General features: G+C 35.9%; 32 protein-coding genes. All 32 read right to left on the reverse strand.

The window, feature by feature from the left end:
* Window positions 1-6 precede the first annotated feature (6 nt).
* On the reverse strand, window positions 7-741 hold the full coding sequence (locus tag FEZ08_RS09440) for a hypothetical protein (protein ID WP_138191729.1): 735 nt from the start codon (window positions 739-741) through the stop codon (window positions 7-9).
* Window positions 734-2443, reverse strand: coding sequence for a M23 family metallopeptidase (locus FEZ08_RS09445; RefSeq protein WP_138191731.1), 1710 nt, complete (start codon window positions 2441-2443; stop codon window positions 734-736). Before FEZ08_RS09445 ends, FEZ08_RS09440 begins: the two co-directional genes overlap by 8 nt.
* The gene (locus FEZ08_RS09450; RefSeq protein WP_138191733.1) at window positions 2443-3573 is read right to left on the reverse strand and encodes a phage tail protein; all 1131 of its coding nucleotides are present in this window, start codon (window positions 3571-3573) and stop codon (window positions 2443-2445) included. The genes FEZ08_RS09445 and FEZ08_RS09450 overlap by 1 nt, the downstream gene beginning before the upstream one ends.
* Window positions 3560-5812 (reverse strand): phage tail tape measure protein, encoded by a 2253-nt coding sequence (locus FEZ08_RS09455; RefSeq protein WP_138191735.1) that lies wholly within the window; start codon window positions 5810-5812, stop codon window positions 3560-3562. The genes FEZ08_RS09450 and FEZ08_RS09455 overlap by 14 nt, the downstream gene beginning before the upstream one ends.
* 2 nt (window positions 5813-5814) lie before the next feature.
* Entirely contained in the window at window positions 5815-5979 is a 165-nt protein-coding gene (locus FEZ08_RS12215; RefSeq protein ID WP_171015017.1) for a hypothetical protein, read from the reverse strand.
* Window positions 5980-6017: 38 nt separating this feature from the next.
* Window positions 6018-6392, reverse strand: a complete 375-nt coding sequence (locus FEZ08_RS09460; RefSeq protein WP_138191737.1) for a hypothetical protein — start codon at window positions 6390-6392, stop codon at window positions 6018-6020.
* 9 nt (window positions 6393-6401) lie between these two features.
* The gene (locus FEZ08_RS09465) at window positions 6402-7061 is read right to left on the reverse strand and encodes a major tail protein (protein ID WP_138191739.1); all 660 of its coding nucleotides are present in this window, start codon (window positions 7059-7061) and stop codon (window positions 6402-6404) included.
* Window positions 7062-7075: 14 nt separating this feature from the next.
* A complete protein-coding gene (locus FEZ08_RS09470; protein ID WP_138191741.1) occupies window positions 7076-7441 on the reverse strand; it encodes an HK97-gp10 family putative phage morphogenesis protein in 366 nt (121 codons plus the stop codon).
* Complete coding sequence (locus FEZ08_RS09475; protein WP_138191743.1) at window positions 7438-7773, reverse strand: hypothetical protein; 336 nt, start codon at window positions 7771-7773, stop codon at window positions 7438-7440. The genes FEZ08_RS09470 and FEZ08_RS09475 overlap by 4 nt, the downstream gene beginning before the upstream one ends.
* Window positions 7748-8095 (reverse strand): hypothetical protein, encoded by a 348-nt coding sequence (locus FEZ08_RS09480; protein WP_138191745.1) that lies wholly within the window; start codon window positions 8093-8095, stop codon window positions 7748-7750. Before FEZ08_RS09480 ends, FEZ08_RS09475 begins: the two co-directional genes overlap by 26 nt.
* Window positions 8061-8351 (reverse strand): hypothetical protein, encoded by a 291-nt coding sequence (locus FEZ08_RS09485; RefSeq protein WP_138191747.1) that lies wholly within the window; start codon window positions 8349-8351, stop codon window positions 8061-8063. The genes FEZ08_RS09480 and FEZ08_RS09485 overlap by 35 nt, the downstream gene beginning before the upstream one ends.
* Entirely contained in the window at window positions 8351-8644 is a 294-nt protein-coding gene (locus FEZ08_RS09490; RefSeq protein ID WP_138191749.1) for a HeH/LEM domain-containing protein, read from the reverse strand. The genes FEZ08_RS09485 and FEZ08_RS09490 overlap by 1 nt, the downstream gene beginning before the upstream one ends.
* Window positions 8645-8738: 94 nt before the next feature.
* Window positions 8739-9839 carry a phage major capsid protein gene (locus FEZ08_RS09495; RefSeq protein WP_138191751.1) on the reverse strand — a complete coding sequence of 367 codons (1101 nt, stop codon included), beginning with the start codon at window positions 9837-9839 and terminating at the stop codon, window positions 8739-8741.
* Window positions 9823-10479 (reverse strand): head maturation protease, ClpP-related, encoded by a 657-nt coding sequence (locus tag FEZ08_RS09500; RefSeq protein ID WP_138191753.1) that lies wholly within the window; start codon window positions 10477-10479, stop codon window positions 9823-9825. The genes FEZ08_RS09495 and FEZ08_RS09500 overlap by 17 nt, the downstream gene beginning before the upstream one ends.
* Window positions 10454-11635, reverse strand: a complete 1182-nt coding sequence (locus tag FEZ08_RS09505) for a phage portal protein (protein ID WP_171015018.1) — start codon at window positions 11633-11635, stop codon at window positions 10454-10456. The genes FEZ08_RS09500 and FEZ08_RS09505 overlap by 26 nt, the downstream gene beginning before the upstream one ends.
* Window positions 11636-11649: 14 nt before the next feature.
* Entirely contained in the window at window positions 11650-13299 is a 1650-nt protein-coding gene (locus FEZ08_RS09510) for a terminase TerL endonuclease subunit (protein ID WP_138191757.1), read from the reverse strand.
* Window positions 13259-13546 (reverse strand): P27 family phage terminase small subunit, encoded by a 288-nt coding sequence (locus tag FEZ08_RS09515; RefSeq protein WP_171015019.1) that lies wholly within the window; start codon window positions 13544-13546, stop codon window positions 13259-13261. Before FEZ08_RS09515 ends, FEZ08_RS09510 begins: the two co-directional genes overlap by 41 nt.
* Window positions 13547-13678: 132 nt before the next feature.
* Complete coding sequence (locus tag FEZ08_RS09520; protein WP_138191761.1) at window positions 13679-13966, reverse strand: HNH endonuclease; 288 nt, start codon at window positions 13964-13966, stop codon at window positions 13679-13681.
* A 199-nt stretch (window positions 13967-14165) separates the two neighbouring features.
* Window positions 14166-14381, reverse strand: coding sequence for a hypothetical protein (locus FEZ08_RS09525; protein WP_138191763.1), 216 nt, complete (start codon window positions 14379-14381; stop codon window positions 14166-14168).
* Window positions 14382-14751: 370 nt separating this feature from the next.
* On the reverse strand, window positions 14752-15285 hold the full coding sequence (locus FEZ08_RS09530) for an NUMOD1 domain-containing DNA-binding protein (protein WP_138191765.1): 534 nt from the start codon (window positions 15283-15285) through the stop codon (window positions 14752-14754).
* Window positions 15260-15562: a hypothetical protein gene (locus tag FEZ08_RS09535; RefSeq protein WP_138191767.1), complete on the reverse strand. Its 303-nt coding sequence runs from the start codon at window positions 15560-15562 to the stop codon at window positions 15260-15262. Before FEZ08_RS09535 ends, FEZ08_RS09530 begins: the two co-directional genes overlap by 26 nt.
* Entirely contained in the window at window positions 15559-15786 is a 228-nt protein-coding gene (locus FEZ08_RS09540) for a hypothetical protein (RefSeq protein WP_171015020.1), read from the reverse strand. The genes FEZ08_RS09535 and FEZ08_RS09540 overlap by 4 nt, the downstream gene beginning before the upstream one ends.
* 17 nt (window positions 15787-15803) lie before the next feature.
* Window positions 15804-16025, reverse strand: coding sequence for a hypothetical protein (locus FEZ08_RS09545; RefSeq protein WP_138191771.1), 222 nt, complete (start codon window positions 16023-16025; stop codon window positions 15804-15806).
* 76 nt (window positions 16026-16101) lie between these two features.
* On the reverse strand, window positions 16102-16689 hold the full coding sequence (locus tag FEZ08_RS12335; RefSeq protein WP_199288067.1) for a WDGH domain-containing protein: 588 nt from the start codon (window positions 16687-16689) through the stop codon (window positions 16102-16104).
* 11 nt (window positions 16690-16700) lie between these two features.
* Window positions 16701-17906 carry a helix-turn-helix domain-containing protein gene (locus tag FEZ08_RS09555; protein ID WP_138191773.1) on the reverse strand — a complete coding sequence of 402 codons (1206 nt, stop codon included), beginning with the start codon at window positions 17904-17906 and terminating at the stop codon, window positions 16701-16703.
* Between the two features lie 113 nt (window positions 17907-18019).
* On the reverse strand, window positions 18020-18265 hold the full coding sequence (locus FEZ08_RS09560) for a hypothetical protein (protein WP_138191775.1): 246 nt from the start codon (window positions 18263-18265) through the stop codon (window positions 18020-18022).
* Complete coding sequence (locus FEZ08_RS09565; RefSeq protein ID WP_171015021.1) at window positions 18262-18669, reverse strand: YopX family protein; 408 nt, start codon at window positions 18667-18669, stop codon at window positions 18262-18264. The genes FEZ08_RS09560 and FEZ08_RS09565 overlap by 4 nt, the downstream gene beginning before the upstream one ends.
* A gap of 188 nt (window positions 18670-18857) precedes the next feature.
* Complete coding sequence (locus FEZ08_RS09570; protein WP_138191779.1) at window positions 18858-19259, reverse strand: single-stranded DNA-binding protein; 402 nt, start codon at window positions 19257-19259, stop codon at window positions 18858-18860.
* Between the two features lie 4 nt (window positions 19260-19263).
* On the reverse strand, window positions 19264-19710 hold the full coding sequence (locus tag FEZ08_RS09575) for a hypothetical protein (RefSeq protein WP_138191781.1): 447 nt from the start codon (window positions 19708-19710) through the stop codon (window positions 19264-19266).
* A 2-nt stretch (window positions 19711-19712) separates the two neighbouring features.
* Window positions 19713-20330 (reverse strand): hypothetical protein, encoded by a 618-nt coding sequence (locus FEZ08_RS09580; protein ID WP_138191783.1) that lies wholly within the window; start codon window positions 20328-20330, stop codon window positions 19713-19715.
* A 113-nt stretch (window positions 20331-20443) separates the two neighbouring features.
* The gene (locus FEZ08_RS09585; RefSeq protein WP_138191785.1) at window positions 20444-21289 is read right to left on the reverse strand and encodes a recombinase RecT; all 846 of its coding nucleotides are present in this window, start codon (window positions 21287-21289) and stop codon (window positions 20444-20446) included.
* Between the two features lie 147 nt (window positions 21290-21436).
* The gene (locus FEZ08_RS09590) at window positions 21437-21673 is read right to left on the reverse strand and encodes a hypothetical protein (protein ID WP_138191787.1); all 237 of its coding nucleotides are present in this window, start codon (window positions 21671-21673) and stop codon (window positions 21437-21439) included.
* Window positions 21674-21683: the final 10 nt, after the last annotated feature.

A 21683-nucleotide genomic window follows, 5' to 3' on the forward strand; every position in this document is an offset into this window, starting at 1 on the left:
TACCTCCTATATATACTTAATCTGTTCGTATTCGACAAATACATTAACGTTTGCCAAGTTGTATTTAAGCGTGTTTTTCATTTGCAATTGATTTGCAATAATTGTGTTGTTTCCTACTATCAACGCCACATTCTTACCATTTATTGATACGGTACAGTCTTTGTCAACATTGATAACAAGTTCGGTAACCTCATTATGGAAGTTTAATTCATATATCATTGACGTATTTGTTTTGTAATAATAGTCGCTTTCGCACCAATCTGTTGCTTCGTCAAACAAATCGCAATATCCATAACCACCAATTTGCACTTTGACAAACGGTAATGCTAGAAAATTAAACTTATAGTATACTAATCCTTCGCTTCCTTCGGCTTTTGTAACTTCGGTACTTGTATGCTTAGCAGTAAAGATATCACCTTCGCGATCAGATACTTCAACTCGCATCATAGAAGCTGGAACAACAATATTATCAATGAGTAGTTGGCCAATATCATACGTTTCACTTCTTGAATGATTTTTTGTAACCACCGCAACAGTAAATGACAACGGTATGTCTCTGAAATGATTTTTATTATCGAATATATTTTCTTGCCATATAGTGCCGTCTCTGAATGGTACTTCAACACCAATATTCTTTTTTTCAGATGTGCCGACTAATATATCAGAAATATAAAACTGCACTCCTAACGCAAACCTATTCAAGTCTACACCGTTTATTTTTACCCAATTCCGTTTACGCAAAATTACCGCCTCCAATCATCTTTATAAAACTTAATGGCTCATTATCAACTATGAGTTTATCATTTTGGGGATTGAGTACATCGTAGTTATACCCAACTATATGAGTATCTTCTCCATTCATGAATGGCACATTGCCAATAGTAACTCCTTGACCGATAATATCAGCACTAATATAAGCCAAATCCAACTCGACACTCCTATTCAAACCAATTTGTAAATAAATATTTAGCGACTGTTGAGCTAATGCATCGACATCTGCTTGTGTTCGCAAATCATTATTTCTAATAACAGCATATACTCCCCCGAATTTCTTGTAACTATCAGCATCAACAATTTTTTTAACAATTTGCCTTGGCTCCATTTTGTATCCGATTATTCCCCATTCTTTTGCAACAATAAATGTGTTCCATCCTTCTAAACCTTTAGTTGATGGGTCGAAGCTGTTTTCACCAATGTTAAAGATATATTGATATGGGTCGCGCAAATTAGCCCCAGCGGCAAGTCCCCCGCCTTGAGAACCATAGTAATTGAAACTTACTCCGAAATGTAAATGCGGTCCACTCGACAATCCTGTATTTCCAGTTCTTCCAATCCATGTATTTGGCGCTAAAAGTTGTCCAACTGACGGCTCTATTGATGACATATGCAAATAATAAAACTGTCCATATTGCTTAACTCTCTGTGTACCATAATCTACAACTTCTAAAAACACATATAAGCCTCGATCATCACTTGCATTAGACCAGTTAACATCAATTACTTTTGTCCAAAACGGTGGAGAATATAACGGTGTTCCAACAGATGCCTGGATATCGATACCATTGTGTTGATAATAGGGCTGTGGATAACCGCCACCATAGCCAAATATCCCAACCCAATCTTTAAATCCATTTCCCCAATAGCGATTATCGAAATGAGTGTTTACTTGCACTAAATCAGCGTGGTTAGCACCAACTATTGAACTTAGCCCCTTGTAATTATCATAAACAAGGTTATTAGGAATAGCATTTCCGTTGTCAATCCAACCATAAATAGGTACTTCTTCTTCCCATTCACTCACCGCCATTATTCCGTTTTTAAATAATGTTCCATCAAGCGTCTGTTCAACCATAAGCGTATTATTAATATCACCTAGAAGCTCACCGCCATTAACAATTGGTAAATGGGATATATTAAGAGCTTTACCAACGTTATCTACGACAATATAACCACCCACAATATCTACTATCTCCATCAATGCTTCATACACGGTTATGGGCGTTTTCAATTCATAAATCAAGTCTTTATTAACGCTAATATTTCTGCCATTAACTTTGTACATAGTAGCTTTAGAATTATACTGATTCAAAATATCATCAATAACAGCTTTTGATTTCTGATTGTACGTTTTGTCAGTATTTAGAATGACATTATTTAACTGACTAATCAGTGACTTACACGTGTACGCTTCAGTAAATAACCCTTGATTATCCATGTTTGACTTCTTTACAACAGGAACACCAGCAAATACTTTCTTGCTATCCTTAAACACTTCAACAAGCGTTGCACCCGTTTCTATTGAAACATCACAACCGAATAATAGAGTAAATTCAAAAGTAGAAAAGTCATTCATGATATTGTTTCCGGTTGCTGATATCAGATAGCTATTACCATTTTTAGAATCAAATAATAATGCGCCATCTAGATATATCATATATTCCATCACAGCACACTCCTTACAAGTAAACGAGCAAAGTTAGCACTCTTGTTACTTGCATCAATTTGAACGTCATATGGACTTAATAAATCATATTTCAATGATTCAATATACATCTCAACATCAATTCCTTGCACTGGTTCAAATACCCTGATAATATTACCAACCTTGAACGCATCGACATTATCAACGTATGATAAATCATAAGTAGAAAAGCTAAGTGAATATATTGGTGTTTTGTATTGATTCAAATATTCTTTAGCCCATGAAGTCAGAGCTGCTTTATCTACGATTTCATTATTCTTTGGTTGAACAATGATTTTCCCATACTTAGCAATCGAAACAGCATCATTGACCGAACCATTACTTAAATCATCTCGACCGGTCGCATATACTTCCGTAGCTAAATTGGTAGCATCTTCAGTTAATTCATAAGACCGAATATTGTATCCAAGTTTAACTGGTTGATTTACTCGGAATACGTCATGGTCTTTAGAATATACATTCATAATCAACGCCCAGCTTGGCAATGTATCTCCGCCATCGATTTCTGGGTCATAGCGTCTAATGTTAAATGTTGCTCCAATTGAATCGAAAAATACGTTCAAAGCTTCAACACCACTTTTTCCGAAATCATCATTAATCTTAAACTTTGTTGTATCAAAGTACGGATCAGTTACAGAAATAAATTGGATTTGCTTTTCCTTTGGCTGTCCGGCATTATAGACACGGTTAGTAAAGTTCTTGATAACATCGTTCGGCGTAATACCAAAGGCATTGCCATTTGTCATTAATAAGCAATCATTTAAAAACGCTTCGGCACTTTCGCATATTATTTTTTTCTTCAACAATCCATCATCAAATACATCAATTGTTTTTAGAATTCGTCCTGTAAACTCCCAGCGGTCTGACTTCCACAAGTATACAAGTGTACTCATTGGTTCTAACCAATCATACAATGGGTGTTCTCGTAGTATTTCAAACTCTAGTACGTCAACATCGTTACGATTGCCGGCAAAACTCCCGCTGATAATTGTGTAATTATCCCGCTGAAATTGACTATCCCAAATAACACGCTCATCATCAGCAGAACCAATCTTAATTGCGGTTAATCGAAAGTTATTATTTTCGCCCATAATTAAAGCCCCTCATCTGCACTTGCAATTCATTTGTTTGCTGTTTATTCACATCATCAAGTAAATACTTTATAATTTCCTTACCGTCAAGGTTAACAACAACTTGAATAGGTTGATTACCGCCAATATTCGCACCAATTTTTTCCATGCCTGATAATATCCAATTTGCAAGTTCTTGTTGAACTCCACCATTTGTCATTGGAACAACTGCTTCAGCACCTCTCTCGCCAGCAATATTCAATGTTGCCTTAGTCAAAATACCACCAGTGGCTAGCAATGGGATGTGTGGTACTGTCGGGAACTTAAATCCACCTACAAACGGAACCCAATCGGGAATATCAATTGTTCTTAACAGTGTATTAATACCATCAATTGCTAAGTTAATTAGTCCAATAATTGCATTGAAGGGGACTTTTACAAATGCAAACAGCATATCAAATAGTCCACCGAATATTTGCACAATGTTATACCAAGCATCTTCCCAATTGCCCGCTAACACATTATTTACAAAAGCAATAAGGTTATCAAATACCTTTATTACCGCATTGAACCAATCCTCAAATGGTTTTACTAGTACCCCGTATATTAGGTCTGCAAAAGGTCCAAACACTTGATAAATGCCATCCTTAAGCCCAGTAAATATCCCTAAAATATCATCCCTGAACACTGTAACTGCTAAAACAATCGCAGCGATAGCTAATATAGCTAAACCAATCGGGCTTGTTAAAAACCCTATTGCTGCTCCTATTCCAGTAATAATTGGCATTAATCCCATCATAATTACTCCTAATGGTAGTAAGGCTGCAACAATACCAACTATCGCAACAATTAAGCCTTTAGCTTCGGGACTTAACTCCTTGATCCATTTCACTACTCCTTGAATAATCGGCACCAAATCACTTATTATTGGCGCAACAACTTCAGCAATAACATCTCCAAACTCCGCCATAGCCAATTCCATATTATGTGTTGCAATAGTCAGCTTTCCCATCGGTGTCGATATTTCTGAGCCAGTTGCCGCCAGTTGCCCATCGGCACCAGCTAATGTATCTAGTAAACTCTCAAACTCGAATCTTCCACCCCTAATGGCATCTGCCAAATCCGGACCCGCCTTAGCGCCGAACGTCTCAATTGCCATTGTTGTAGCAGCGGCAATATTTGGGGCGTTTTTTATTTGCTCAAGCATTGACTTAAACTCTACTTTCGCATCTTTTCCAGCGGCACTCCAATTGCTTATTGCTTTCTTCATACCAGAGAATGCAATTTCTGTATTAACTCCGGCTTTTTCCCAAGTACTAAATAAAGCAATTGATTCTTTAACTTCAAATCCTAAAGCACGCATCGGGGCTCCATATTTCGCCAAATTAGTGGTAAGCACATCCATAGATATACCTGTGTTTTGAGATGCAACTGTCAACGTGTCCAATACGCTCATATATTCTTCAGCAGGAATTGAAGCATCACCCATCGCGCGAGAAACCAACTGAATAGCTGATGAAACATCTAATTCGTTAACCTTCGCAAATCTTAAAAAGTTTACAGAAGCGTCTTTTAATACACTTCCTGTGAATCCAAATCGAGTATTTAAATCACCAACTGCAGTAGCAACATCATCGCTATCAGATGCAACACTTCCATATACGTCCTTGGCTGTTTCCTTTAGTTCCTTAAGTTCATCACCAACCGCTCCTGTTGATTTGGCAATTGTATTCCAACTTTTATTTAGATTCTGAGAAATTGCATAAGCACCAGTTAATGCTCCAGCAGCCGTACCACCGATAACAGTCATTGTTTTACCAACGTTTTTGATTTTTTCGGCATTATCTGTTAATTTAGTCCCTAACTGACCCAGTCCTTTGGAATAGTCTTTCTCTGCTTTCTCGACATCTTTCAACTCATTTTTATACTTAGCTAAAGCATATTCGGCAGAATTTATTTTCTTCTCGTACTTTTCAACTTCCGCAACGCTTAGACTACGAGTTTTACTCTCTTCTTCATAAGCCTTTTTCATTGCCTTTACTTTGTCGGATTGTGTAGCAATTTGACTAGTCAAAAATTGATGCTTTCGTGCTAGTTTTTCAGATTGAGTTTCAGTCTTTTTCATTTCTTCATTTTGAAGTTTAAAAGATGCCGCACTCTTTTTTTGCGACGTTTCCATTTGGTTAACCGTCTTTACATATTCCTGCGCACCTTCAGCAGTTATTTTAAAACCTACTGTTGCAACTTTATTTTTCGCCATGCCTACACACCCCCCATTTCACTTAAAAAGGCATCACCGTCTGAAATAACGCTAGATTCTTGATTTTCAACCTTACCGCCGTTTCTCAAACGTTCAATTTCAAAATATTGATCAATAATATTGTTGAGTTCAAATATATCCATTGTTTTAAAATCAGTTTCGGTCATGCCTATTTGATATGCGATAGTTCTTAAAAAATTAAAATCTATCGTCTCTTTTTTTTTACGTTTGCCGGGTGTTTGACTGCTTGCTTCTCAGCCGCTTTAATATTCATAGTGTCAAACGCCAACCCAACAGCTTTCACAAGATCGGTATATTGCCAACCGTTCAAGTCCTTCAATTCATTAATGTCAATGTTGTAAGTGGGGTTAATTTCATTCATAGACTTTAATGCGCAATACACAATAGTTTTCATGTCCCTCACGAACAGATTTGAAATATTGTTGCCATCCATCGAATCGGCAAGCGCGTGGAAAGATTTTCCTGTAATTTCCTCGTACCACTCCATAGCTCCAGTGCTTAGGAAAAGTCTGTATGTTTTATCGCCAATAGTTAGCGACTTATGATTGATTACACTCATGTGAAAAACCTACTCTTTCTTTAAATTATTAGTCGCTGTTTCGATTAATAACTTTGCTTCGGCATGATCACGTGGCGGGTTAGAGTGCCATTGTGCTCGAACTAAATCCACATTGTCTTTATTTACCTCAGCAAAAATGCATGGTTCACCATCTTTAGATGCTGACATAGCCGTAAAAGTATATTCGTCTGGATTCTCCTCATAACCGCTACCCATTTCTTTATGCTCTTTTTCTAATTCTTTAGCCATTAGTAAGTGTGGATAACAAATAAAAGTTGAACCACCGCTCCGCATTGGTAACTCAGTTGTAAGTGCGAATGCTTCGGGATTTGCTTGCTCCCCAACGGCTGCAACATAACCAACTTCTCCAATTTCTTCAAACTTGCGACCCAATATTCTTGCTTGTACCTTCGGCGGAGTAGCAATAGTACTCAAAGCAACTTCTAACTCATTATTACCTGGTACAACATCATACACCTTATTTGAAGCTGTAATTTTAGTACTTTCATTAGTAATTGTTTGTTTGTAAGACTTTAAGTTTGGTGACTGAATTGTCTCGTTTTCGTATTCAACCGGCGATGCCTCTCGGTCTTTGATAAATGTAATATAACTATCTAATAGGCCAGTAATTACACTTTGCTTTTTTTCTGTAACAGTATTTCCTGCCATTCTATAACATCTCCTTAAATTAATTTTTCAATTTCTTTTGCAACAATATCCATCATTGCCTCTGTTTCACTTTCTAATGTAGGGCGTAAATACGGTTGCGCTTGTTGGAACTCGGTTCCATCTTCGACAAATCGTCCATAAAATTCGTCAGCAGTCCATCCAATAGATGCCGTGCCATCTTCTTCAATTTGATAAGCTATGCCATCTTTTTTAATGGCTCCTTTTGAATAACCCTTAACAAACTCAGCTTGACTCTGAACCTTTTCAACTCCGTGTTGAGCAGCCTTCTCAGTTATGTTGCCGATTTGCGTTGGATTTAACTCCAGCTTTCTTAATGTATCTGATACAAATTCAAACGCTGTTTCTAAATCATTACTCATACCAACACCTCTACTTCTAACTTCATGTGATAAATCTCTTTACTTTCAGTCGCACCTTCCAACCAATCAGAATTAATAAATACAACATCAGACTTGAGGCTTCCCATAACATCAGAAAGCAGCTCGAAGTCCATTGTTTGCATAAATAATGAAACCTGAAAGGTAAAACTAGTAATGTACTCTTCATTTGACGCCGAATACCTATTGTTAAATATTTGATGATATACAATGCGCGGGTAAACATTAGCATCTGCTTGTTTATAATAGACACCGCATTTATTTGTATTTAAAAGTGAATATAAAACATCATTCGCTATTTGAAATTTGCTCATCTACACCAACCCTTTGCATTGTTACTTTCTGATTAAGTGCTGAAATATCAACTGTTGAAATAACTGTGTAAATTTCATCGCCAATTTGTATGTGCTTGTCTATTAAATCCTCTTTCAAGGTAACTATCTGTAAATCATAGGTTTTAGATTCAGCACTATTTTTTGATGAGAACCTTTCACTGTTAAATGCACGTCCATAGTACAACGAATACTCTTTGACAAACTCTTTTCCGTCAATGACGCCATTTACTCGTTTGTTTTCGATTTTTCCAACATCACATATTCCATCATTCAGAACTACTGTCTCCGACTTTAGTTTCATCAATAACACCCCGCAGACTTAATTGCAGCAACTCTTTAGCATAGTTTGTTGAGAATAGTTCGCCAACATCGTTGAAATAATAACGGCAATATTCAAACAACAATACGGTGTCAGAATGTTTATCTCCCGGACTGAAGTCGTCATTGATATTTTTGAAATACTCAATACCCGAATCTATGATTAACTTCAAATCATCATCAAACACATTTGAGACAACCTTAAGTCTTTGTTTTAGTTTAGGTAATAATTCTCCCATTACTCATCAACTGCCAATCCATCAACTAACGCCTGTAATTCTGCTTTTCTTGCATTGCTTGGATATTTAACTCCCGCTTCATCTAATATTGCTTTTAACTGATCAGAAGTTAACCCGAATGATCGCAAAGCTGAATTAACATTTACTGTTATATTCTTAAACACCGAATTATCTTCAGCCGAATATACTTTTACAGTAGCTGTACCATCTAAATCGCCATAGATTTGTAATTCAGTGTCGCTTTGTGCTGAAGGCTGAGCAACATCAGCGTCCGACGTTTCATACATGAACATTTTATTAGTAGCGCCCTCAATTGTTACAGTAACAACCTGACTACCGCCACTTGTTAAGTTAACGGTATCAGGTGCTACATCAATTGTTACGGGCTTAACTGGGTGAATTACTAACTTTTGGTAATGTTACTACCAAGAAGTTCCCATCTTTAATTGATAATCCATGAGCAAATAACCGTGTCTTGTAAACTCGTTGGTCATCAAGGAATTTGAACTCATCAGAGTATTCAATTTTTTCAGCCATGCCAATTGCCATTTCATAATCCTTTCCAAATCCAAACACTGCTACACCAACTTCAACAGCGAATGATTCTACAATTTCTACTGCGATTGGTAAGTTCATAACCCAAACACCAAGAGCGTTTTGAATTGTGACTTGTCCAGCAAATTGGTCAGTGTATGTATCTGGATGCATTACTAGTAAAAGGCTGCCATTAGGACGTTTGTAGTTGCGCCCCTTATTTAATTTTCCTTTTAATTCATAGAATGATTGAGCAGTATAATCAGCCAAATCAATTTTATCTTTCAATGGTTGCTCTCCATTTACTGCATCTTTTTCTGTCGAACGCAAAATTCCGATTGGTTGGTCTTTTCCTGTACCATTCACAACTGCTTCTTCTAAAGCTACTGAAACTGCTTCGCTCAATACTGTGCGAACATAACGGTCTAACCATGTATTACCAAGTTCGAGCATAGCAAGAGGGATAGTCATAAATGCAGATAGTTTGTTTAACCCTGCATCAACACCTTCAAATCCAGCAGTTAACTCGGCAGTAATTTTATCGTTTAGTTTACCCCAAGTAGCTACACCGGTTACATTTGAGAATACCCAACGTGTTAGCCCTTTTGTGTATGTAATATTTAACTTTGACAATAATGGGTGGTCACGAAGTAAATCTTCAAATACACGATCAACAATTGTTGCCGGAAAAGCAAACTCTTCTTTAGTGCCATAATTTTCTTCATCTTTAATTTTGTTGTAGAATTCATTTTCTTCAGTAGTCAAAACTTGAGCGCCACGTTGAATTAATACGTCTTTATCTTGCGCGTTAATATATTCAGTTAGCGTATTTTGTGCTGCGTTTTCAGTTACTGCCGTGATGTAACTAGCAAACGCTTCTTGCTTTTCATCTTCTGTTAAACTGTCATTAAAAACTTGTTTTTTAAATTCATTTAATTTATCTTGATTCATCATTTTTTCTGCCTCCTAAAGCATCTAATATATTTTTTACAAAAGCATCGCTTTGCATAAACTTCGTTGAATATGAGTTTTCAGTAGTTTCAACTTCTTCTTCATCTTCTTCATCTTCTTCATTTTCAACTTTATTATCTTGAGTGTTTTCATCTTGAATAATTTCATTACAAAATCCTAATTCAAGTGCAGATTCAGCACTTAACCATTTTTCATCATCTAATAATGATTTGAGCTCATCATCTGAAATATTAATTTTTGTCTTATAGCTATTAACAACCGCTTCATTAATTGTCCGTAAATCTGAAGCGAGCTTTTCAAAGTCGTCAGCATTACCAGCGCCAAACGTCCATGCATTATGAATCATCATTGTTGAGTTGTTATGCATTTTGATAACATCACCTGCCATCGCAATAATACTTGCTCCACTGGCTGCTAATCCGTCTACAATAATTGTCACTTTGCCATCATGGCGTTTAAGCATGTTATGGATAGCTACCGATGCAAACACATCACCACCACCCGAGTTGATATAAACGGTAATGTCACCGCCTTTAGAGGTGCTAAGTGCGTTTTCAAACTCTTTTTGCGTACTACTATAAATGTAGTCATATAGCTTAATCTCCGTTGCTACTTTGTTCATTACTTCCAGCACCATTCTCACCCCCTTTCAATGTCAATTCACCATAGTTTTTAGTTAAATATCGTTTCTGCATTCCTGCTTCTCCGGTTGCTCTATCTCCGAGCTTAATTCTTATTTCGTCCGGCGAGTAAACGCTAGTTGCGATTAACTTATCAATTTTTTCCGCTACTTCAAATGGGTTAATATAAACTACTCTTGTTGTATCAATGAACACCGAATCACCTTGTAGAAATTCACTTGGTTTATATAGTTGTCGATTGATCTCACTTGCAAGCAACTCGACAATTGGATTGATACAAAATGATATGAAGTTCTTTGTTTGAGCTTCTACATCTGCTAGGTCTCCTTTTAGCAGCCCGGCAGGAATATGTAGTGCCATAGCAACATCGTCCTTAACCATTCCCAACGCATTCTTTGTATCCTCGAATGACGAGGATTTATACTGGTTGTTTAAATCCTCGAACTTCATCCCTTCCTGCAAAGGAACCAACTGCACGGGCTTATCACTTGATAAGGCGTTGAATAACTTCTCAAAATACTGCTTTATTTTTTTCTCTGCATCATCTTGAGCTGACATAGCAGCCGAAATATTAACGATTCCTCTAAAAGCCTTGCCAGCTTTGTAGCTTGATAATGTAGATGCAATAACTTTACCAAATGTCGAATAATAATCATCAATCATTGAAATAGCTGAATTATCATTAAGTCTGAAATAAAACACATCATCTCTTTTAAACGAACGATTTAACGACAAATCATCAATAACAACGTTATTAAAATACTTTGGTTTTAATACATAGTCGTCGCGATCAAAAGAAGAAGCTAAGTACAGATAATTGTTTTGTCCATCAGGAATTGAAACAACTAAAGCCTCATTGTCAAAATAAAGCTTCTCAATAACCGCTTTCCAAAACTCAATTGCATTTTGATTAGGATTAGGTTTAATGTTGAGCATATAGTAATTCATCTTTTTTACTTCACTGTCTTTTTCAAAGGTTCTAAACTCACACATGGCGATAGCATTTGCGATTAAGTCAACTGCCGAAGAAATAGCAAGCAACTTGAATTTATCTTCGTCAGCACTTCCCCCAGCTACAATCGGAATTTCTAGGAATGAGGAACTGTTTTTACTTTTCCAAAAATTAAATAATCCCAAATTATCCCTCCTCTCTATAAATCATCTAACCAATCTATATTTAATATCGGCGCAGCTACGGGTAATTCGTCACGATAAGCAAATGCGTGAATCATCGCCATAAATGCGTCTGTCTTTCTCGTCTTATATTCCTTTTTCTTGTATGACTTATTACCTTTAGCATCAACATCAACATAGACGTTATTTACATTCCACCGCATAAATGGATTATCACCATAGCTAATTAAATCTCTGTCGAATACATCTTCAATCAATGGTGCCAATTTGTTATGCGTAATATATCCAGAACGTACACACTTTAGTTCAAACGGTGATTCGGAATATATCTCTTTAAGAACATCAAACCTATAACTATCACAGGCGATTACTCCAACGTTGTAGTCTTTACTCATTTCGACAAACCAATTTAATGTGTGTTGTGCCGATATGCTAGTATCATCTACAATCGTGATTAACCCATCTTTAGCCCATGTATCAAGTGGCGCTTTGATGCCTTGTTCGAATATTGCCTGCTTTGTAATAAAACCGTGAGTGATGTAGTAATATTGGTCATTTTCCTTAAATAACAATCCAACTGCACAAAAGTCTTTGAATGAAGCGAAGTCGATACCACCAATAGCATTCTTACCTTTTAAATCAGGTAATTCTCTAGATGCTCTTTTGATATTTTCCCAACTAGTAACCTCGTTTAAAGCGTTCTTAAATGGCATATTCATTCTTTTTGTCATAAACTCATACATAGTTTCAGAATGTTTTAGCCCCTTGTTATACTCGGTAATCATTCCGTCTTTTAATATTGGAAATACTGTTATTGATGGATTTGCCATTTCCCAATTATCAAAATCCTTAACTTGTTCTTCATCATCTAGCCGACAAATGAATGGAAAGAACTTATCTGCTGGGTTGTATTCCTTAAGTACTAATTCTGACATTTCAATCATGTCATCAAGTACTGAATCGCGAATATCACCATTCGTTGTAAGATACAAGGTGCGATTATCTGCAACCTTATTTAGACCAGAGCGGAAAACCTTTATGCTGTCATAACTACTGAATCCATGTACTTCATCAAAGAAAACTGCTCCTTGGCGACCACCATCTTTTGTCCTGGCATTTGAAGTGCGATACCTAATTTTTGATTTTGTCGCTTTATTAACTATCGCTGTTTTTGTCCAATCAAATGACTTTTTCATAGTTGGTCGCCAATTGTTTAACATATCGTATATTTCTTCATACATAATCTTTGCTTGATCTTCACTGGTTGCGATAAAATCTATTCCATATTTATCGATACCGTTCTTCTTTGATGTAAGGAAGAATGCTAATGATGCGCCAAAACCAGATTTACCACCACCACGACCCATGAGCAGTAAGAATTCGTTAAATCTCAATATTCCATCTGATTGACGGTATCCAAGAAAATAACTTGCAAAAAACTTTTGCCAATCTAATAATGGGAAAAAGTAAGCTTCAGTAATGCTGATATAATCCTCAATTATTTGCATATCGAAATAGTTATCCTCTTTGGAATCTAGCAAATCTAAATAGTCAAATAATGCAAACCTATCTTTATTTACTTTAATTATTCCCATCTCAACTTTTTTTCGATATTCATCAACATACTTACAATTCCGGCTCCGGTTCATTATCTTCACCACCACCATTGTTTAACCACTGAATACCAAGTAACTCACGTAGTTTAATAATGTCATCTCTATGTATTTTCATTTGCTTCAAGTATGTATCTTGGATTTGAACCGCCGGATTTCTAATCAGACCATTAGAAGCCGATTCAATCGTAAGTCCATGTTTTTTTATCAGTGCTTTGGCATCTTCTACTTGCTGTTCGCAAAAACGATAATTCTCAATTGCTTTGCGCAATAATTCTTCGTTCTTTAGTTCCGTGTCCATTTCATCAACTCCTATCTGTTTGGTGGGGGTTATACGCGCGATGTATTTCTTTTGTAAGTGCCCCACCCCGTTCCCCATCACCTTTTTATTGGTCAAAACCTTTCGAGTGGGGGTATAATTATTCAAAAATATTTACCATCGTTCATCATTCCATTTACTTTCTCTCTTAACAAAACGATCATGCTTAGCATTGTGACATCTCTTACATAAACAACGTAGGTTATTAATATCTAGAGCTAACTGTGGATAGTTCTCTATCTCTTTTACATGGTCTACATCTTCAGCTTTGTGATACACTCCATTAGCTTTACATTGCTGGCATTCGTTGTTATCTCTTTCTAAAGCAACAAGCCTAAGTTGCTTCCATGCTTTACTCTTATAGAACTTAAGTTTTTGTTCTTTAGTTTTATAATTATTCATCTAACCTAACCGTCTTATACTTAGGTTCTCTTATTAACCTATTAGCAATATTAATTATTCTCTTTGCTATAAATAGTTTTAACTTATATATAGGGGTGGGTATTATCTTGTATTTAATACTAGGCATATGATCATCTCACTTCATTTATTTATTAAGTATTATTGATATAACTTAGCTTGTACCCAAAGTATGTTTGGGTTACTCATCTTCTTCATGTCCAAAGTATTTATCAAACTCATCATTGAGTATCTCTATATCAACAGGAATCAAAGTTCGGTAAGTTGTGATTCCTTCACCTAAGTCATTGCATACTGTTTGAATTGCTGTGAACTCTGTGCCTTCCGGTAGCTCGATTGAATCCTCTTTGTGGTTGATGTCTGCCATTCCTACAAATGGTTTTATTAATCTCGGCATTAATACCACTCCTTTATTTTTGTATTTTCAAAACAATAAACGCTCATCAAGAGTTCCGATTCTTTCGCCTCTTGCAATGATGTTTGTTAGGTAATGCAAAAGTCACCACCTTGTTTGCAACGATTATTCTATGTTCAGAATATTGTTAAAGCAAAATAGGGGTGACTAAAATGTCACTGTTTAGATTAATAAAAACATGGTATAATTTATGGTTATTTTAGACATAAAAAAAGAGAGGTATTTCAACCTCTCATAAAGTAAACTTTATTAATTAAGTAATCTATATGGCTTTAGTATAATTCATGTCAAGAGGCATTAAAAATAGCCTTATTTAGAATGTCTATATTTGGTATAGATTTACTGCTGAAAATTAAGCCCGTTCAATATGTGCGCGTTTAGATGCTTTTTTAAGATTAAACAGCTTATTTTCAGTCTTGTTGGTAATTATTCTATTGACTGTTTTTCTGTCAATATGAAGTACTTTTGCCGCTTCAGCAACACTCTTGTATGTAGTTATATACTCACCGTTGCTATCAAAGTGATCTATCGGCTTTCTACGCTTTTTACCAATGACTTTCGCTCTTTCAGAAGTACTAATCAACTTTAGATTAGCGATATGATTGTCATGGTTTATTTCATTCATTCTGTGAACATAGTAGCCTTTCGGAACCTTCTTCTTATAGTAAGACTGATAAACAAGTCTAGCAAGCGATAAATTACGTCTTGTAATAGTTCCAGAATCACTTACTTTAATTAAGGTAACTACTTGATTCTTACCAGAGCGCCCCAATTCCCTTTTTGTTTCAACATTCCGCACCTTTCCAGTATTGCTGCATTCGTAGAGTGGGAATCCATACGCTGGAAACCAGTATTCGCCGTCAGTTTCTTGGTGTTTGTCTTTCATTGGCTTCACCCTCAATCAACTTTTTAATTATTTTTTGTTGGCGTTCATTGCGTTGCTGTAAACTTTGAATTATTTTATTTGATGTGTCCGCGCTAATTTTATTTGAAGTTCTACTTAATTCTAGTGATTCTTTGTAATAATCTCTTGCTTGTTTATAATGGTTTTTCCACCATTCTAAATCTTCATTTTTTTGTTTTAAAGTGCGATTTTTAAGTAGTAAATAAATTGCTGTAATTGCTACAATTAGATTTGATAGTGTAGATATTATTTCAATCATTTTTTTGAACCTCGATTCCTTGCCATATATGCAATCGTATCCTCCACCAACATTCTTTCCGAAGCTCCTTCTGTCAGAACAGGTAATGCAACCGGTTCAATAAAGTTAGCTAGTTTTATGATACTGGTGTTTTGACAAATAAATGTTAATTCTTCAGTTGTGAATCGTTTTTGCATTTTTTCGTTAAATTCAATTTTATAGCAATGTTTTCTTTCGTGATACACACACATATCATTCCACCTCAAATCATTTTCCATGCTGATGATATTACGACTTTTTTCGAGAAATCAAAACCTTTTCCACTGAACATAAACCCTTTGTTATATTCATTATCCTTACAATAAACAACCTCTTTACTTATCGGTATTTCTCCGAGATGTTGTCCAGTTACATAATAATTAATTTCTTTCCTAAATTGAATGCAATCAGGATTAATATTTTGTAATAACTTTGACGGTTTCATTTCTTCACCAACCCTTTCATTTTCAAATATTCAATCACAGCATCAAGGTATAGTTGCTCTAATAGTTCGCGGTCATTCATAATTCATCATTCTCCATACTATCCACCAATGTATATAGACGTATTACATCATCAGATGTATGCCCGTCCCACTCGGGCGCATTTTCTAATTCTGGAACATTGTAACGATTCCACCACATCATTTCATCGTGATAAGTAAACATTCCAGCGGGTGTTTCAATACCTACAACAAACATATTATTAAACATTGAGCCATCAGCGTGTTTCTTCGACTTCCATGCAACTTTACTATTTAGATTGCATATTACTGAAAACAATACACTACGATGATTATACAATTCATTGAATGTATGATACCCATCACTCATATCTCCGTCAATTACATTAACCATTTCTGATTTAACAATATATTCGTACTCAGGAATAACGCCGTCATTCTCGCAATCTTCCAAATAATCTTCTGTGGCACCATCATCTTTAACAAATTTTCCAACCTTTACAAGTTGATAAATTCCCACTTCAGTATCTGTATCCTCATATTCCAACGCCTCTTCCATCCAGCTTTCGGCCATTTGCTTAGCCTCCGTCATTGATTCTGCATCTTCAAAGTTGTTACGAGTATCTTTTGCTAAAAATTTATCCATGTTATTCACTCCTATTTATAATAATTTTTCGGTACTGCGATGTGTTTTACTACGTCAATACCATTCTTTTTATCAAACACAAGTAGCTGCATTGCTTTCTTGTTGCCAACATATCCGGATTCAGCGTGCCAATAGTCAGTTCCACTGATACTTGAACAATGATGAATCATAATACCGTGTATTTCCTCGACTTTGTAAGTATGAAAATGTCCAGCAATTACATGGCGATCAGTTGTCGCCGCAAACATCATCGGTTCTTCGGTAGATAGCATCATCGGCAGTCGCTTACCTTCTTTATCTGAATGAGTAAAGCAAATCATATTCACACCAAATTGATAATATTGTCGTGGTTTATGGTTCAAAATAGGTGTTACTCTATCGTAATTATTGAAATACGCTTCTAATACCTTGAATATTGCATAACTAAGTGTTTCATCATGATTGCCACGCGACCATACGAGTGTAATGTTTGCCACTTCAGAAAGTCTGCTGATATTATCAATCATTGTTTCGCAAACTGTATCAATCATTTTTTTCCAACGTACATCGGTATCTTGTAGTGTTCCGGCTGATGTGAATGGTTTATTACTATCAAAGTGCAGCAAGTCTTGTCCAATTGGAACGATAGCTTTTTTGATGTCATTTTCTTTCATGTACTCATAACTTTGTTGAAATACATAATCAACTGACTTTCTGGCAATCTTCATATCGTAATTATCGCCTGTTTCCGAAGCCCAAGCGAGCTTTGGCATGTGGAAGTCAACTGCTGCTAAAACGGCTAATTTATCGCCTATTTTGTGCTTCTCAACGCCAACCCATGACTTTGGCATTGGTCGATTGCATAATCGTTTGAACAATTCTTCAAAATCAATTTGCTGCATCACACTTTTTGCCTTAAAAATCACTTGAAAATGTGAATTCCCTTTTGTATTAAGTGTTGGTCGCTGCCGTTGCAAATCATACTTCTCCGGGTCTTTTTTAAAAAAATCGTAAATCTCTGCATCGGTCATACGTGCTACATGAATTGCAACATCACCATTAATTTCAGATGCTTCAATTTCTTTGAACTCCGAAGGCTGTATTTTGTCCCTGTTTCGACGAATAACACATCTTACAGTTTCGTATGTCAAATTCATTACATCTGCAATATCAGTCATTTTAAGCCCGTCTGATGCGTGCTTTAATATCTGTTCGTTACGTTCTTTCTTGTGGTTCATTATTCCGCCCCTTCCAATAATTTGGATATTTATTATTTACATAATTCATCAAACTTTCATATCTTCGTCGGACAAATAGTTGCTTTCCGCTTCTTCTGCCTGCAATAATTAATCTAGGCATTTGGATCACCCGTTGTTTCTCCGAAAAGACGCATTAATCTGTCGTATCCAAGTTTTTCGACCAACAGCTCGTAAGATGTTTCAGCATACTGCTTTACCTCAATAAGTCTAAGATTCGTTGTTCCAACAACTTGTTCAAAAGTTGTTTCATCGTTTGCATCAGCGACGGCTTCAAGAGCAAGACATAAACCAATTATGATTCCAATATCTTTTCCTTTCTCGAATTGAACGCCCATCATTCCACCTCCAGCAATTCGGGGTTATCACATTTATTGCCGATTACTTCATACTTTATAACACACATTTGATAACCCGGTGAAATATTGTAACAAGCTTCTGTTTCAATCCAAGATACTACAATCGTATGCGCTGTATCAGAACCTTTAGATTTGGCTATGACAATATCACCTTCATAAATTTTAGTGCCATTTATATCTTTTAGTCCCGTGTACTGTCCAACAGATTCTGGAATTACTTTTATACATTTTAATTGAAAGTAATATTCATAATTTATTGTACCTTCAAATATTTTACTATCAAAAGGGGTTATAAAATGGTCACCTGTTTCATTTATTTTAAATACTCTACCATACACCCACAAGCCGCTTTCAACGCTCTTTCCTGCAAATTTATATTCACGCATTCTCATTCACCCTTTCAACGATCCAACACGTACGGTCGAATTCTCTTACTGTATGATTGCCAAAATCTAAGCTCCAATGTTTATAGTGATTCTTAGAAATAACAATATTTCCATGTTCGTTATATATAGCGAGAAGGCGCGCTTTCCACGCCTCACGCTCTCTCTTGCTACTCATATTACCACCTCAATTAGAACGGGAGATCATCGTTAGTAATATCAAACGTTTGCGTTGGTTCTTCATAACCATGACTTGGCGCTTGATATTCATTACTTTGAGCAGACGACTTGGATTCAACAAAATCAAAACTATTTACATTTACATATATTTTATTGCGCTTGCTTCCGTCTTGTGCTGTATATTCATCTTGTTGAACTTCACCAGTAATTCCAATCATAGAACCTTTTCGGAAATATTTTTCAATATTTTCGGCAGTTTTACCCCAAGCAGTACAAGGAATAAAATCGGTTTTATCTTTTTGCATTTTGCGTTTGACTGCAATATTAAAATTCAATAAAGCGGTTTGTTTATCTCCAACATATTTTAATTCTAGGTCATTAGTAATTCGACCAATTCCATTAAATGATTGCATTATATTACTCCTCTATCTTTTTATTTTGCCAGTATTCATCGAAATTCCAGCAGATATTATCATCAAACTTAATACTTCTCATATCATGTTGAAGAATAGCTTCAAGCTCAACAATAACTTTTCTTTTTTGTTCATAAAACCAAATAGCTACCAACGAGATTCCGCCATTTCCCTTAGCTTCAAGCAATAAATCTAGTTGACTTTTTTTAGATGTTTTATTTTTCATTTCCAACCTTGAAATAGAAAATCTATCTGTTTTATTAGCCTTACATTCGATGTAATATGCGTTACCATTATTTAGCGAGTGAATATCGCAAGGGTTTTGGGTACTCTTTGTTCGCCTTCCCTCAATCAAACCAACATCTCGCAATCTAATAGCAAAGTGTCCATTTTTTTGCAGGTATGATTCCGTCCACTTTTCAAAGGCTTTACCTTTGTTTTGTTTCGCCATAACTATTCAACTCTTTCAATAGCACGAACAGCCTCATTAACAGCTACAAGCAACGCACCAACTGTGTTATCACGATTCATTTTTGATTTGTCGGCGATTGCTGACGCTAGTTTTTCGCACAATTCTTCAACCGTTACATCTTCCGGGTCTTTCAACGCAGAAAGCATTTTGTCAGCTGCTGTTTGTGCTTCTTCTTTTGTTTTAAAAACACTGTTCTGCGACAAATAACGTTTATCGAATTCATCATTGCTCCAGCCATATTCATATACGTTTTCTTTAGCACCCAATACAACAGTCCAATAATTATCACCATCATTCGGAATCCATTGTTTTGGACTTGTTAGGCTATTAATTGAAACAGACGCTTTACCAAAGGCAGCGTTTAGACGTGCAAATTGTTCTTCAAACTCAATGTTAGATAATTGGTTTTTCTTTGATTTTAGTTCGGCTCTTTTAATTTCTAAACACCGTTGGCGATTCTTTATATCTTCAAAAATGTAAAAAGGTACTGGTTTGTCATACTTTGCACAGAATCGTTGTAAGTCTGATACTTCTGTCTGTTCTTGTTTTAGTTCGGTTTCAAGTTTTGTAATAGATTCTTTTAAAATTTCTTTATTCATTTTCATTCTCCTTTAAATTCAATTTCGATAACAATTTCTAGATTTCCGTTATCGCTTTTTATTTCGCTGTTAATTTGTATTTGTTTCATGATTTCGTCAACTTCGGAATACATTTATTTTTCTTCATCAATCAAGAACTCTGGAATATATTCTTCTGTTTCCGGCTCTTGAACTGGCGCTTCAGATACTCCCAATAGTTCGTTTGCTTTAGCAGTTTGCGCTGCTTGTTCTTCTGCCGATACTTCAGCTACGACTTTATCTGCATAAATATATTCGCCTTCTTCGGTAATGATTGCTTGGTCTGCTTTTACAGCTTCAGCCATTTCAACTGATAACGGAGCGTATTTACTTAGTAATTGCTTCAATACAGTTTTACGGCTCATTCCGTCAAAGTTATCTTTCCACTGTCCATTGTTGAATGTCTTAGAATATTTTTTGCCGTGACCTCGTGTTTCTTCAGCTGACATATAAACTTGTTTTTCAAATCCGTTCTTTAATTTGAAATAAGCAACATATCCGATAATCTCTGCTTTTTCACGTTCAGATTCATCATCAATCCAGTTGTATTCAATGTCACCAGACAAACGGTCACGCTTGCCAAGTTCACCCTCTCGAACATCTGTTACGTTGATACGCTCGAACTGTCCGGAACGCATCGCTAATTGAATGAAACCTTTGTAACCCATTTGGAATTGCGCTTGGTTTCCGTAAGGTATAACGTATGCAAACCCTAAATTGTTGTCTAGTGGTAAGTCTAAAGCTGTTGCTTTAATTGCGGCGAACATAGTTGTCTGTGGATCACACTTCTGCAAACCTTTTACATTAGACACTAGTGCAACTGCGTTATTTACGAACGAGCTTTTTTTGTTACCTAAAACCGACTGTAAATATTCTTGTGTTTTATCATTTGAAATAAATTGGTTAAAATCTTTCAATGTACTAACTTGATTTCCTGCCATTTTGGCATCACTCCTTATTTTTTTGTAGAACACCACTTTTTAGGTGTTTTTAACTATTTTTATTTATACCCCTGCAATCACTCATAAAAGCGATTTGCTTTCAGTAGATATATATAAATGTGGTCGTATTTGGTACTTAGATTTAATTTATTCGGCTTTGAGAATGCCCGTTTGTAATATTTTCCCCATGTTGTCGAATTTTTCGATGAATATTGCGCCACCTTTATCAACTTTATGCGGTTTTAAACCTTTTCGGATAAGACGGCGATAAACTGTATTGTTTGACGTGAATAATTCAATGTTGTGACTAAAATGGTCGATATTGATTTGTGTCTCTCTTTCATCGGCACCGCTATCAAACTGCATTACTTTTGGATAGTCCATATAATCTCTC

The sequence above is a fragment of the Culicoidibacter larvae genome (genome assembly GCF_005771635.1).
GTDB classification, from domain to species: domain Bacteria; phylum Bacillota_I; class Bacilli_A; order Culicoidibacterales; family Culicoidibacteraceae; genus Culicoidibacter; species Culicoidibacter larvae.